Source organism: Streptomyces sp. TLI_146, from assembly GCF_002846415.1.
Taxonomy (GTDB): Bacteria; Actinomycetota; Actinomycetes; order Streptomycetales; family Streptomycetaceae; genus Streptomyces.
The window spans coordinates 2,060,430-2,073,383 of the sequence record NZ_PJMX01000001.1 but is presented as its reverse complement, the minus strand read 5'-3'; the positions used below and the strand labels follow the sequence as shown (position 1 = coordinate 2,073,383).

General features: G+C 72.9%; 12 protein-coding genes. 2 read left to right on the top strand and 10 right to left on the bottom strand.

Annotated elements, in window-relative coordinates:
* Positions 1–88: 88 nt before the first annotated feature.
* The 3 genes from mug to BX283_RS09505 are packed head-to-tail and all read right to left on the bottom strand — an operon-like array spanning position 89 to position 3,013.
* On the bottom strand, positions 89–652 hold the full coding sequence (gene mug, locus BX283_RS09515; RefSeq protein WP_101387202.1) for a G/U mismatch-specific DNA glycosylase: 564 nt from the start codon (positions 650–652) through the stop codon (positions 89–91).
* Between the two features lie 31 nt (positions 653–683).
* On the bottom strand, positions 684–2,126 hold the full coding sequence (gene purB, locus BX283_RS09510; protein ID WP_180357117.1) for an adenylosuccinate lyase: 1,443 nt from the start codon (positions 2,124–2,126) through the stop codon (positions 684–686).
* 59 nt (positions 2,127–2,185) lie between these two features.
* Positions 2,186–3,013, bottom strand: a complete 828-nt coding sequence (locus BX283_RS09505) for an SGNH/GDSL hydrolase family protein (RefSeq protein WP_101387200.1) — start codon at positions 3,011–3,013, stop codon at positions 2,186–2,188.
* Between the two features lie 65 nt (positions 3,014–3,078).
* Here BX283_RS09505 and BX283_RS09500 point away from each other — a divergent pair, with 65 nt between their 5' ends.
* Both BX283_RS09500 and BX283_RS09495 read left to right on the top strand, forming a co-directional pair.
* The gene (locus BX283_RS09500; protein WP_101387199.1) at positions 3,079–4,119 is read left to right on the top strand and encodes a maleylpyruvate isomerase family mycothiol-dependent enzyme; all 1,041 of its coding nucleotides are present in this window, start codon (positions 3,079–3,081) and stop codon (positions 4,117–4,119) included.
* Positions 4,120–4,356: 237 nt separating this feature from the next.
* On the top strand, positions 4,357–4,647 hold the full coding sequence (locus BX283_RS09495) for a holin (protein ID WP_101387198.1): 291 nt from the start codon (positions 4,357–4,359) through the stop codon (positions 4,645–4,647).
* 32 nt (positions 4,648–4,679) lie between these two features.
* Here the strand turns inward: BX283_RS09495 and BX283_RS09490 are convergent, their stop codons facing one another.
* The 7 genes from BX283_RS09490 to bioD all read right to left on the bottom strand — a co-directional run bounded on the left by BX283_RS09490 (position 4,680) and on the right by bioD (position 12,953).
* Positions 4,680–5,699 carry a hemolysin family protein gene (locus BX283_RS09490; RefSeq protein WP_101387197.1) on the bottom strand — a complete coding sequence of 340 codons (1,020 nt, stop codon included), beginning with the start codon at positions 5,697–5,699 and terminating at the stop codon, positions 4,680–4,682.
* Positions 5,696–7,312, bottom strand: coding sequence for a hemolysin family protein (locus BX283_RS09485; protein WP_101387196.1), 1,617 nt, complete (start codon positions 7,310–7,312; stop codon positions 5,696–5,698). Before BX283_RS09485 ends, BX283_RS09490 begins: the two co-directional genes overlap by 4 nt.
* Before the next feature lie 298 nt (positions 7,313–7,610).
* A complete protein-coding gene (locus tag BX283_RS09480; protein ID WP_101387195.1) occupies positions 7,611–10,175 on the bottom strand; it encodes an ABC transporter permease in 2,565 nt (854 codons plus the stop codon).
* Positions 10,176–10,181: 6 nt separating this feature from the next.
* Positions 10,182–11,006 carry an ABC transporter ATP-binding protein gene (locus BX283_RS09475; RefSeq protein ID WP_373979154.1) on the bottom strand — a complete coding sequence of 275 codons (825 nt, stop codon included), beginning with the start codon at positions 11,004–11,006 and terminating at the stop codon, positions 10,182–10,184.
* A 114-nt stretch (positions 11,007–11,120) separates the two neighbouring features.
* Positions 11,121–11,792 (bottom strand): class I SAM-dependent methyltransferase, encoded by a 672-nt coding sequence (locus tag BX283_RS09470; protein WP_101387193.1) that lies wholly within the window; start codon positions 11,790–11,792, stop codon positions 11,121–11,123.
* Positions 11,793–11,907: 115 nt separating this feature from the next.
* Complete coding sequence (locus tag BX283_RS09465) at positions 11,908–12,261, bottom strand: VOC family protein (RefSeq protein WP_373979153.1); 354 nt, start codon at positions 12,259–12,261, stop codon at positions 11,908–11,910.
* On the bottom strand, positions 12,261–12,953 hold the full coding sequence (gene bioD / locus BX283_RS09460) for a dethiobiotin synthase (RefSeq protein ID WP_101387192.1): 693 nt from the start codon (positions 12,951–12,953) through the stop codon (positions 12,261–12,263). The genes BX283_RS09465 and bioD overlap by 1 nt, the downstream gene beginning before the upstream one ends.
* Position 12,954: the final 1 nt, after the last annotated feature.

Here is a 12,954-nt window from a genome sequence, read left to right as displayed (position 1 = left end):
ACGGCAGGCCCTGGGCCGGAGGCGAAGTCCGGAGGCGAGGTACCGAGACTCCAGGGTGCCGGTTCACGGCGGTCGGGCGGTGGGGCGGTCAGGCGGTGGCGGTGGCGGTGTCCGCGTCCGCTTGCGCTGCCGCTCGGAGGCGGGCGTACTCCTCGGCCATCGTCTGGGCCGTCCAGTGGGCGTTCAGGCCGCTGGGGTTGGGCAGGGCCCAGACGCGGGTTTCGCCGATGGTGCGGGTCTGGGGGCCTATCCGGGCCTTGCGGTCGTCGAAAGCGGTGCGGTAAGCGGTGACGCCGACCACGGCGAGGTAGCGCGGGCGGAGTCGTTCGACCTTGGCGGTGAGGAGACGGCCGCCCTCGCGGAACTCCTCGGCGCTCAGCTCGTCGGCTCGGGCGGTGGCCCGGGCGACGACGTTGGTGATGCCGAGGCCGTAAGTGAGCAACTCGTTCTGCTCCCAGGGCTTCAGCTGGCGCGGGGTGAAGCCCGACAGGTGCAGGACCGGCCAGAAGCGGTTGCCCGGGCGGGCGAAGTGGTGGCCGGTGGCGCCGGACATCAGGCTCGGGTTGATGCCGCAGAAGAGCACGGACAGACCGCCCGCGGCCACGTCGGGGATGACGGTGTCGCGGGCGGCCTGGAGTTCCTCGGGAGTCATCGGGAAGACCCGTGGGAGGGGGTGGGCGCGGTCAGAGGATCGAGCCGGGGGTGTAAGCGGCGGCGGCCGGGTGCTGCTTGGCGATCTCCTCGATACGGGAGACCAGCGCGCTGACCTGGTCGCCAGCGGCGCCGGTGAAGGAGAGCTTGTCGGCCATCAGGGCGTCGAGCTGGGCGCGGTCGAGCGGCATGCGGTCGTCGGCGGCCAGCTTGTCGAGGAGTTCGTTGCGCTCGGCGCCCTGCTCGCGCATGGCCAGGGCGGAGGCGACGGCGTGCTCCTTGATGACCTCGTGCGCGGCCTCGCGGCCGACCCCGGCGCGTACCGCCGCCATCAGCACCTTGGTGGTGGCGAGGAAGGGCAGGTAGCGGTCCAGCTCGCGGGCCACGACGGCGGGGAAGGCGCCGAACTCGTCGAGCACGGTGAGGAAGGTCTCGAGCAGGCCGTCGAAGGCGAAGAACGCGTCGGGCAGCGCGACCCGGCGGACGACCGAGCAGGAGACGTCGCCCTCGTTCCACTGGTCGCCGGCGAGCTCGCCGGTCATCGAGGCGTAGCCGCGCAGGATGACCATCAGGCCGTTCACGCGCTCGCAGGAGCGGGTGTTCATCTTGTGCGGCATCGCGGACGAGCCGACCTGGCCGGGCTTGAAGCCCTCGGTGACCAGCTCGTGCCCGGCCATCAGCCGGATCGTCTTGGCGACTGAGGAGGGCGCGGCGGCGAGCTGCACCAGGGCGGTGACGACGTCGTAGTCGAGCGAGCGCGGGTAGACCTGACCGACGGAGGTGAAGGCGTGGGCGAAACCGAGGTGTCCGGCGATGCGCTGTTCGAGCTCGGCGAGCTTCGAGGCGTCGCCGCCGAGCAGGTCGAGCATGTCCTGGGCGGTGCCGACCGGGCCCTTGATGCCGCGCAGCGGGTAGCGGGCGAGCAGCTCCTCCAGGCGGCCGTAGGCGACGAGCAGCTCGTCGGCGGCGGTGGCGAAGCGCTTGCCGAGAGTGGTGGCCTGCGCGGCGACGTTGTGCGAGCGGCCCGCCATGACCAGCTCCGCGTACTCGCCGGAGAGCTTGCCGAGCCGGGCCAGGACCGCCACGGTCCGGTCGCGCATCAATTCGAGCGAGAGCCGGATCTGGAGCTGCTCGACGTTCTCGGTCAGGTCGCGGGACGTCATGCCCTTGTGGACCTGCTCGTGTCCGGCGAGGGCGTTGAACTCCTCGATCCGGGCCTTCACGTCGTGGCGCGTGACCTTCTCGCGCTCGGCGATCGACGCGAGGTCGACCTGGTCGAGTACGCGCTCGTAGTCGCTGAGGGCGGCGTCCGGCACCTCGATCCCGAGGTCCTTCTGCGCGCGCAGCACGGCGAGCCAGAGCTGACGCTCCAGCTTCACCTTCTGCTCGGGGGACCAGAGGACGGCCAGCTCCGTGGAGGCGTAGCGGCCGGCCAGGACATTGGGGATGCGAGGCTTCGCAGACACAGCAGTCACGTGTCCAGATTCTACTGGCGATTTCTGCAGGCCAGCGCCCCGGTCCGGTTTGTGGCTTGCTACGAGAGCGCGGTCACATCGCCGGACGCCGTGCCCGCCCGCCCGTCCGCCGCCGGGGTCGTGTCGTACGGCAGGAGCTCCGGGCGTTTCGCCGGGCGGCCGTCGCCCGAGGACCGGCCGGTGAGGCGGCGGGCGATCCACGGGGCGAGGTGCTGCCGGGCGAACCGTGCGTCGGCCACGCGGCGCGTCGCCCAGCGCGGCCGCGGACCGTGCGGCAGCGGGGCGAGCCAGTCGTCCTCGGCCGGGAGCCCGAGCTTCTGCCAGACCGCCTCGGCCACCCGGCGGTGCCCCTCGGCGGTCAGATGGAGCCGGTCGACGTCCCACAGGCGCGGATCGCCGAGCACGGCCGCGCCGTACAGGTCGACGACCAGGGCGTCGTGTTTGGCGGCGAGGTCCTCGATGTGGGCGAAGAGCTCTTCCATACGGGGGCGGAAGCGTTCCATCACCGGGCCGTTGCGGCCGGGGCTGCGCATCAGGACGAGTTGGCCGCAGGACGGCGCCAGCTTCTCGACGGCCTCGGTGAGGAGCCCGCGCACCCTGCCCATGTCGCACTTGGGGCGCAGGGCGTCGTTGAGGCCGCCCACCAGGGTCACCACGTCCGCCCGCATCGCCGCGGCGGGTTCGACCTGCTCGTCGACGATCTGGCCGATGAGCTTTCCGCGTACGGCGAGATTGGCGTAACGGAAGCCGGGTGTCCGGGCGGCGAGCCGGGCCGCGAGCAGATCCGCCCAGCCGCGGTAGGAGCCGTCGGGCAGGAGGTCGGACATGCCCTCGGTAAAGGAATCGCCGACTGCGACAAAGCTTGTGTAGCTGGCATTCATCTCCATGGCGGAGCGATCGTACCGCGCGGTAGTGTCACGCGGTCCGGGTGGTGACGGCGAGGGGGAAGCGGATGAGCGAGGCGCTGGAACAGGCGCTGGCGGAGGCGCTGGCGGGGCTGGTCACCGCGGTGGACACCTGCGAGGACGACGTGCTCGACCCCGACACCGCAGTGAAGTGGCTGGAGGGCAGCGCGTATGTGCTCGACCGGCTCGCCCCCGCCGACCGGCGGCGGCTCGCCGAGCTGTTCCGGGCCGCCGCGCTGCGCGAACCGGCCGGGCCCTGGCGCGACGACCTGCTCAAGGTCGGGGACGGTTTCGGGCTCGACGAGGACCAGCACGAGCGGCACTGCGACGCGGTCGAGACGCGGGTGCGGCGGTTCGTCGAGACCGTGCGCGCCGTCGACCCCGCGACCGAGGTGCCCGCCTGCCCGGGCTGGACCTTCGCCGACCTCACCCGCCACCACGGCACCACGCACCGCTGGATCGCCCATCTCGTACGCCACCGGGTCACCGAGCGCGTCTGGTCGCGGGACGTGCCGCTGGAGCTGCCGGACGAGGAGAAGGACTATCCGGACTGGCTGGCGGCCGCGGCCGAGGAGTCGCTGAGGGTGCTGCGCTCGGCCGACCCCGAGACCCCAATGTGGTCGCACGGCGCGGACCAGCACGTCCGGTTCTTCGCCCGGCGGCTGCTCTTCGAGGCCGTGGTGCACCTCGCGGACGCCGAGCTGGCGCTGGGGCGTACGCCACGCGTCGAGGCGTGTACGGCGGCCGACGGCATCGAGGAGTTCCTGGAGAACCTGCCGTTCCTCGGGCGCGCGGAGTCGGTCGCCGCGCTCGGCTGGGACGGCGCGTCCCTGCGGCTGCGCGCCACCGACACCGGCGCTGCCTGGACGGTCGTCCTCGGCGGCGCGAACGACTTCCGGTGGGAGAACGCCGCAGGCGGCGCGAGCGGCTCCGCCGTCCCCAGGGGCGACGCCACCGTCACCGTCGAGGGCCCGGCGGGCGAACTGCTGCTGCTCGTGTACGGGCGGCGGGCGCCCGGCGACGAGGAGTTCGCGGTCACGGGCGAGCGCGAGGTGCTCGACGCGTGGCTGGCCGCGACGGCGCTCTGACCCGCTGCCGCCCGAAGCCGGTCGCTCGAACCGGCCGCCGAAGGCGTCATCGACGGCGGCCCCTCACCTGTCCTGGGCGAACCCGGCCCAACTCAGCCGATCCCCGCCGCGCGGGCCCTGTCGGCGCGGGGTGTTCCGCGGTATGCCAGGAACACCTCAACTCACCGCAGCTCAACACCCGCTGTACCCGGACCACTTGACCCCGCATTTGATCACGCACGAGAGAGCGAGCGTTCCATGTTCACCAAAGCCTTCTGGAAGGCCACCGCCGAGCGGGCCATTCGTACGTTCGCGCAGTCCCTCGCGGCCGTCCTGACGGCCGGGGCGACCAACCTGTTCGACGTGGACTGGAAAGCGGCGCTGGCCACCGCGGGTCTGGCGACGCTGGCCTCCGTGCTGATGGCCATCGGCTCGTCGGGCCTGGGGCGGCCGGGCCCGGGTCTCACCGAGACCACGGTGCCCGACGCCCCCGCCAAGCCGGCGACGGCGACACCCGGAACCGAAGGCGCCGCCAAGCCCGCCGTATAGCCGTCTAGCCGTACAGGCGGCGCCCCGCCGTCCTACGCCGTGTCCGGTCGGCCGACCAGCTCGCGCAGGACGTCCTCCATCGTGACCAGGCCCGACAGCCGTCCGTCCTCGCCGAGCACCGCCGCGAGGTGCGTACGGCTGCGGCGCATGGCGGTCAGTACGTCGTCGAGCGGCGTCGAGGTCCGGACCCGGGCGATCGGCCACAGGGCCGTCACCGGGAACGGCACGTCGCGCGGCATCGCGTCGAGCGCGTCCTTGACGTGCAGATAGCCGAGGATGCGGTTGCCCGCGTCCACGACCGGGAAGCGGGAGAAGCCCGACAGGGCGGCGAGCCGCTCCAGCTCCTCCGGGGTCGTGCCGACCGGCGTGTGCACGACCTTCTCCAGCGGGACCACCACGTCCCGCACGGGCCGCCGCCCCAGCTCCAGGGCGTCGTGCAGCCGCTCGGCGGCCCGGTCGTCGAGCAGCCCGGCGTCGCCCGCGTCCCGGACCATCCGGGCCAGCTCGTCGTCCGAGAACGTCGCCGCGACCTCGTCCTTGGTCTCCACCCGCAACAGCTTGAGCAGGGCGTTGGCGAAGGCGTTGATCGCGAAGATCACCGGACGCAGTGCCCGGGCGAGCGTCACCAGCGGCGGGCCGAGCAGCAGCGCGGTCCTGGCCGGCTCGGCCAGCGCGATGTTCTTCGGCACCATCTCGCCGAGCAGCATGTGGAGGTAGGTGGCGAGCGCCAGCGCGATGAAGAAGGAGACCGGGCGTGCCGCGCCGTCGGGCATCCCGACCAGGTGGAACACCGGCTCCAGGAGATGCTCGATGGCGGGCTCGGCGACCACACCGAGCACCAGGGTGCACAGCGTGATGCCCAGTTGGGCCGCCGCCATCAGCGCGGAGACGTGTTCCAGACCCCAGATCACGCTGCGCGCACGGCGGTTGCCCTGCTCGGCGAGCGGTTCCACCTGGCTGCGGCGCACGGAGATCAGCGCGAACTCGGCGCCGACGAAGAAGGCGTTGACGACCAGCGTCGCCAGACCGATCAGCAACTGGATGACGGTCATCGGCCGGTCCCCTCGTCCTTGGCGGAACCGTTGATATCGGCGGAACCGTTGTTATCGGCGGAACCGTCGACATCGACAGCACTGTCGGCATCAACAGCACCATCGGAAGTCACAGCACCGTCGGAATCAGCGGCATCAACGGAATCAACCGCACCATCGTCCCGGCCCGCGCGCCGCGCCCCCCTGCCACGCCGCGCACCCCGTCGCCCGCCGTGCCCGCCGGGTCCGTCATGCCCGCGACGCCCCGCGCCCCGGTGCTCCCTGCGCCGCCGGGAGCCGTCCGCCTCGTCCTCGTCGTCCCCGTCGCCGGGCAGCGGCGCGTGCAGCAGGACGCGTGCGGCGCGGCGGCCGGACGCGTCGACGACGTCGAGCCGCCAGCCGCCCAGCTCCACGCTGTCACCGAGGGCCGGGATCCGGCCGAGCCCGGTGGCGATCAGGCCCGCCAGCGTCTCGTACGGGCCCTCCGGCACGCGCAGCCCGATGGCCTCCAGCTGGTCGGTGCGGGCGGCGCCGTCGGCCGAGTAGAGCGCGCGCCCGTCGGCGTCCTCGCCGGCCCGGGCCAGGTCGGACGTCTCGTGCGGGTCGTGCTCGTCCCGCACCTCGCCCACGACCTCCTCGACGATGTCCTCCAGGGTGACGACCCCGGCCGTACCGCCGTACTCGTCGATGACCACGGCCATGGTCCGCCGCCCGTACAACTGGTCCAGGAGCCGGTCCACGGTCAGCGTCTCCGGTACGAGCAGCGGCTCGCGCAGCAGCTCGGTGACCGGATGGCGGGGCCGCTGCTCGGCGGGGATGGCGAGGACGTCCTTGATGTGGGCGATGCCGACGACGGTGTCGAGGCTGCCCCGGTAGACGGGGAAGCGGGACAGGCCCGTCGCGCGCGTGGCGTTCGCGACGTCCTCGGCGGTGGCGTGCACCTCCAGCGCGGTGACCTGCACGCGGGGCGTCATCACGTTCTCGGCGTCGAGCTCCGCCAGGTTGAGCGTACGGACGAAGAGCTCGGCGGTGTCCGCTTCGAGGGCGCCCTCTTTGGCGGAGTGGCGGGCCAGCGCGACCAGCTCCTGGGGGGTGCGGGCGGAGGCCAGCTCCTCGGCGGGCTCCAGGCCAAGGCGGCGCACCATGTGGTTGGCGGTGTTGTTGAGGTGGCTGATGAACGGGCGGAAGGCCGCACTGAAGGCGCGCTGCGGGGCCGCGACGACCTTCGCGACCGCCAGCGGCGAGGAGATGGCCCAGTTCTTGGGGACGAGCTCGCCGACGACCATCAGGAAGACGGTGGACAGGGCGGTGCCGAGCACCAGTGCCGCCGAGTGGGAGGCGGCGTCGGACAGGCCCAGGGAGCCGAGCGGGCCACTGATCAGCTTGGCGATCGAGGGCTCGGCGAGCATGCCGATCACCAGATTGGTGACGGTGATGCCGAGCTGCGCGCCGGAGAGCTGGAAGGTGAGGCTGCGGACGGCCTTGAGAGCGCTGCTCGCGCCGCGCTCGCCGTTCTCGACGGCCCGCTCCAGCTCGCCGCGCTCCACGGTGGTGAGGGAGAATTCGGCCGCCACGAAGGCCCCGCAGGCCAGCGACAGCAGCACGGCCACCACGAGCAGAAGCACTTCGGTCATCGGTTCACCTCCGTCCCATGATCGGGCAGGGCCAGGAGGATCGCGCGATGTCGCGTACCGGTACGGGGACGGGTACTGGGAGGCTCGCCCATGGGCGGACGCTCACACCTTTCAGTCGTGGGTAGGTGCACCCATGGTAAAGCATTGGCAAAATGGCGGTGGGGGCAGGCTCTGGAGACCGGGAAACCCCAGGTCAACGCACCTCATCTGAAGCGCCGCATCGGAAACGCCGAATCCGAATCGCCGAATCCGCCGCATCGGAAACGGCGCACCCGAAACGCCGCACGCGCCGCGCCCCCTACTCGTGCGCGATCGCCGCCAGCACGTTCATCCGTGACGCCCGCAGCGCCGGGAGCAGCGCCGCCACCAGGCCCACGGCCGCCGCGCCCACCGCGACCGCGATCACCGTGGACCAGGGCACGGCGAACGCCTTGAGTCCCTGGAGCGCCAGCACCTGCTGGATGCCCACGCCCCACACCATGCCGAGCGCCAGCCCCAGGAGCGCCCCGAACACCGCGATCACCACCGACTCCAGCCGGATCATGCGCCGCAGCTGGACCCGCGAGAGCCCGATGGCGCGCAGCAGCCCGATCTCGCGGGTGCGCTCCACCACCGACAGGGCCAGCGTGTTGACCACGCCGAGCACCGCGATGACGATCGCCAGGCCGAGCAGGGCGTACACCAGGTAGAGCATCACGGCGATCTGGTCGCGGATCAGCTTCTTGTAGTCCGCCTGGTTGCGCACCTGCACCTGCGGATACGGGTCCAGGGCCTTCTCCAGCGCGGTCCGCAGCTCGTCCGCACCGGTGCCGCCGCTCGCGTTGACGTACACCGCCGCGTCCTGGCCGCCCGGAAGGTAGCGCTCCACGGTGGCCAGGCCCATGAACACCCCGCCCTCCACGCCGAAGCCGCCCGAGGTGTCCATGTCGGTCAGCGCGGCCACCCGCAGCCGTGCCCTGCCGCCGGTGGAGAAGGTGACGGGGAGGGTGTCCCCGAGGCGGACGCGGTGGTCGCGCGCGTAGTCGCGGTCCATCGCCAGATTGCCGGGGGCCAGCGCCTCGGCCGAACCGCCCGCCGCGTAGGTGATGTGGGCGACGTCGTCGAGCTGGGGGTCGTAGCCGGACGCGGTCGTCTCCGGTGTCCTGCCGTCGGGCAGCGTCAGCCGCAGCGGCGCGAACCGCTGGCGCACGACGGTCTCCGTGCCCTTCACCGCGCGCACCTTGTCGGTGATCTCCTGCGGGAACGGCTGGAAGTTGCCGTTCTGTACGACGAAGTCGGCGCCCAGCGTCTTGTCGATCTGCTGGTCGAACGACTTGGTCATGGAGGCGCTGGCCACCGAGAGCCCGGCCACCAGGGCGATGCCCACCATCAGGGCGGACGCGGTCGCGCCCGTGCGGCGCGGGTTGCGCAGGGCGTTGCGCTGGCTCATCCGGCCCACCGGACCGTACAGGCGCGGGAAGGCGGCGCCGAGCACCCGGATCACCGGCCGCACCAGCAGCGGCCCGGCCACCACGGTCGCGATCAGCGTGAGCACCACGCCGAGTCCGAGCAGCGAGGACGAGGTGGCGGTCTTGGTCGACGTGGCGCACCCGGTGAGCGCCGCCGCTCCCGCGACCGTGAGCACCGTGCCCACCATGGCCCGTACCTTCAACGGCCGCCCGATGCCGGAGACTTCGGCGTCCGCGAGCGCCGCCATCGGGGAGACCCTGGCGGCCCGGCGCGCGGGCAGATACGCGGCCACGAACGTCACGCCGACGCCCACCGCGTACGCCGCCACCGGCGTCCCCCAGCCGATCACCATCTCGGCGGCGCTGAGCTTCATCCCCAACGTGCCCATCAGCGCCATCAGTCCGGCGGCCAGCCCGATCCCGGCGCCGAGGCCGAGGGTGGAGCCGACCAGGCCGAGCAGCAGCGCTTCGAGCAGCACCGACCGGCGCACCTGGCGGCGGTCCGCGCCGAGCGCCCGCAACAGGCCCAGCTCACGGGTGCGTTGGGCGATCAGCATGGAGAAGGTGTTGACGATCAGGAAGATGCCCACGAGCGTGGCGACACCGGCGAATCCCAACATCACATATTTGATGACGTCGAGGAATCCGCCCAGCTCGTCGGCGGCCGACTTGGCCTGCTGGGCGGCCGTCTTGATCTCGTACGAGCCGCCGACGGCCGCCGTGACGCGCTGCTTGAGCACCTCGTCGGACACTCCGGCGGCCGCGTCCACCGAGATGGCGGTGGCCGCGTCCGCCTTGCCCAGCAGCCGGGTCTGCGCGGTCGGGGTGTCCAGGAACACCAGCGCCGCACCGGGGTTGGTGGTGGTGAAGGTGGCGATGCCGACGACCTCGACCTTGAAGGAGCCGGGCTGGGCCAGGATGGTGAGCGGGTCCCCGATCCGGACGTGCTTCTTGTCGGCGGTGTCCTTGTCGAGCAGCGCCTCGCCGGGGCCGTGCGGCTCGTGGCCGCTGGTCAGCTTCACCGGACTGCGTTCGGTGACGTACCAGTTGGTGGCGATGGTCGGGGCGCCGGTGGTCGGCCCGACCGAGTCGTTGGCGCGGTCGACGACGGTGATGTTCTGGACGGCCGCGTCGACGTGTGTGGCGGCCACGCCGTCGACGCCCGCGATCCGCGCCGCGAGCGAGGCCGGGACCGTCCGGGTCACGCCGGACGACACCCGCTCGTCGAGCCCCTTGGGCGGGCCGACCGTCACGTCCGCGGACGTCGAGGCGAAGAGCCGGTCGAAGGTACGGGCCACGGTGTCCGAGAAGATCAGCGAACCGGCGACGAACGCCACCGAGAGGATCACCGCGAGCGCGGACAGCAGCAGCCGTCCCTTGTGGGCGAGGAAGCTGCGCAGGGTCGCCTTCAGCACGGCCGCTCAGCCCTTGCGCAGCGGGTCGAAGTCGGGGCTGCCGTCCTCGGCGGTGGCCGAGTCCGTCCCCGGCCCGCCGGAGAAGAGCCGCAGCCGGTCCAGGACCGCCTCCGCCGTCGGGCGGGGCATCTCGTCGACGATCCGCCCGTCGGCCAGGAACAGCACCAGGTCGGCCCGGCCCGCCGCGACCGGATCGTGGGTGACCATGACGACCGTCTGCCTCAGCCGGTCCACGGCCTCCCGCAGGAACGTGAGGACCTCCGTCCCGGCCCGCGAGTCGAGGTTGCCGGTCGGCTCGTCCGCGAAGATCAGCTCCGGGCGGGACGCCAGCGCCCGCGCGCACGCCACCCGCTGCTGCTGGCCGCCGGAGAGCTGGGCGGGCCGGTGCTTGAGCCGGTCGCGCAGCCCGAGCGTGTCGATGACCTGTTCCAGCCACTCCGGGTCGGGTTTGCGCCCGGCGATGTCCATCGGCAGCGTGATGTTCTCGGCGGCGGTGAGCGTCGGCAGCAGGTTGAAGGCCTGGAACATAAAGCCGATCCGGTCCCGCCGCAGCCGGGTCAGCTCGCGCTCCTTGAGCCCGGTGATCTCGGTGTCGCCGAGCCACACCTGGCCCGCCGAGACCGAGTCGAGCCCGGCCAGACAGTGCATCAGGGTGGACTTGCCCGAGCCCGACGGGCCCATGACCGCGGTGAACCGGCCGCGCGCGATGTCCACGTCGACCGAGTCGAGCGCCAGGACGGCCGTCTCGCCCGTGCCGTACGCCTTGGTCAGCGCCCGGGCCCGCGCGGCGACCCCTTCCGTTGCCGCTGTGGCCGCTGCGGGTGTGGACAAGGCCGCCTCCCGGGTCGTTGCGTCATGGCTGGACCGACTCCCGTACGGCATACGAGAGTAGAGGCGCGGACCGGTCCGGGCCATCCGGCGGAAGCAGGAGATCCCGCAAGGGGGTCAGGCGAGATCCGGGCGCCGTGCCGTGCCGAGCACATGGGGCGACGCCGGGTGCCGCGGCCCCTTCTCGGGCACCCGCAGCCGGCGGAACGCGACCACGTCGAACCCCGCCGCCCCGATCGCCGCGAGCGGGTCGCGCGAGGTGTGGCAGCCCCCGAGCAGCAGCGGCCACAGGGTCCGGTCCACGGCGCGCTGGACGGCCGCGAGGGCCCGTCCCTCGGCCCGCACATGCTCGTAGAACCGCAGCTCGCCGCCGGGGCGCAGGACCCGGCGGATCTCCGCCAGCGAGCGGTCCACATCGCGTACGGAACACAGCACCAGGGAGACCACGGCCGCGTCGAACGCCTCGCTCTTGACCGGCAGTGCCTCGGCGGCGCCCGGCACCACGTCGACCGGCACCTCGGCGCGCAGCGCCGCCCGGACGGCCAGCGCGCGCAGTCCGCGCTCGGGCTCGATGGCGACCACTTCGGAGACGCCGCCCGGATAGTGCGGGAAGTTCAGGCCGTTGCCCGCGCCGATCTCGATGACCCGGCCGGAGAGCCCGGCCAGCAGCTCGCGGCGGTGGGCGGCGACGCCCGCCCGCTGGTCGGCCGCCTCGCTGAACCGGCCGTAGAAGCGGGCGAACAGGGGATGGTGCACGGCGTCCGGGGCGATCTTGGCGCGCTTCGCCATGGGGGAACCCTCCAACGACGGGCGGGAGAACGGGCGGGGCGGACACAGTGATTGTCCCCGCCCCGGCCCCGCGTCACCCGTGCGCGGCCCGTCCCTCGTGTCTGGGGGACGGCCGTCAGCCGCTCACGAAGCAGAACTCGTTCCCCTCCGGGTCGCGCATCACCTGGAACGCGCCCTGCGCGTCCGTCACGACCGCGCCCACCGACCGCGCGCCCAGGCGCACCGCGGCGGCCCGGGCACGGGCGACGTCCTCCACCACGAGGTCCAGATGGAGCCGGTTCTTGCCCGCCTTCGCCTCCGGCACCCGCTGGAAGGCGAGCCGCGCGGTGCCGGGTGCGTCGAGGTACGCCCAGCCCGCGTCGCGGACCACCGGGGCGCCGCCGAGCAGCGCCGCCCAGAACCGCGCCAGGCGGTCCGGCACGGCGCAGTCGACGACGATCTGGCGCAGCCGTGCCCGGATGACCGCCATCACAGGCTCCAGTCGCCGCCGAGCTCCGGACCGAGCCAACTCGGCGCCGCCGCACGGAAGTCGGCGCCCGACAGCCGTCCGGCGCCCTCCGGCACCAGCCCGACCAGCGGCGAGCCCGCGGACTCCGGCAGGTCCGCCAGGTTGCAGCGGGACGCCAGGTCCGGCTCGGCGGGCCAGCTGCCCACCACCACGCCCGCGCAGGCGATGCCCCGGGCCCGCAGCGCCTCGCCGGTCAGCGCCGCCATGTTCAGCGTGCCGAGCCCGGCCGGGGTGACGACCAGGACGGGCGCGCCGAGTAGCCGGGCCACGTCCGCGAGCGTGCCGCCCTCGTCGTCGAGGCGGACCAGCAGCCCGCCCGCGCCCTCCACGAGGACCAGGTCGTGCTCGGCGGCCAGCTTCTCGGCCGCCTCGGCGACCTCCTCGGGGCGCACGGCCGTCATCCCGGCCCGCCGGGCGGCCGTGTTGGGGGCCAACGGCTCGGGGAAGCGGGCGAGTTCCGCGCCGGTGATGTCGTCGCCCGCCAGGCGCCGCACCTCCGCCACATCGCCGTGCTCGCCGGGGGCGACCCCGGTCTGGGCCGGCTTGAGTACGGCGACCGTGCGTCCGGCGGCGCGCGCGAGAGCGGCCACGGCCGCCGTGACGACCGTCTTGCCGATCTCCGTCCCCGTACCGCTCACTACCAGCACCGTCATC

What these genes read in the sequence shown, in the direction of transcription:
- BX283_RS09500 (WP_101387199.1), top strand. Translation starts at nt 3,079, where the DNA reads ATGAGCGAGGCGCTGGAACAGGCGCTGGCGGAGGCGCTGGCGGGGCTG.
- BX283_RS09495 (WP_101387198.1), top strand. Translation starts at nt 4,357, where the DNA reads ATGTTCACCAAAGCCTTCTGGAAGGCCACCGCCGAGCGGGCCATTCGT.
- BX283_RS09465 (WP_373979153.1), bottom strand. Translation starts at nt 12,261, where the DNA reads ATGGCGGTCATCCGGGCACGGCTGCGCCAGATCGTCGTCGACTGCGCC.
- BX283_RS09505 (WP_101387200.1), bottom strand. Translation starts at nt 3,013, where the DNA reads ATGGAGATGAATGCCAGCTACACAAGCTTTGTCGCAGTCGGCGATTCC.
- BX283_RS09490 (WP_101387197.1), bottom strand. Translation starts at nt 5,699, where the DNA reads ATGACCGTCATCCAGTTGCTGATCGGTCTGGCGACGCTGGTCGTCAAC.
- bioD (WP_101387192.1), bottom strand. Translation starts at nt 12,953, where the DNA reads ATGACGGTGCTGGTAGTGAGCGGTACGGGGACGGAGATCGGCAAGACG.
- mug (WP_101387202.1), bottom strand. Translation starts at nt 652, where the DNA reads ATGACTCCCGAGGAACTCCAGGCCGCCCGCGACACCGTCATCCCCGAC.
- BX283_RS09485 (WP_101387196.1), bottom strand. Translation starts at nt 7,312, where the DNA reads ATGACCGAAGTGCTTCTGCTCGTGGTGGCCGTGCTGCTGTCGCTGGCC.
- BX283_RS09470 (WP_101387193.1), bottom strand. Translation starts at nt 11,792, where the DNA reads ATGGCGAAGCGCGCCAAGATCGCCCCGGACGCCGTGCACCATCCCCTG.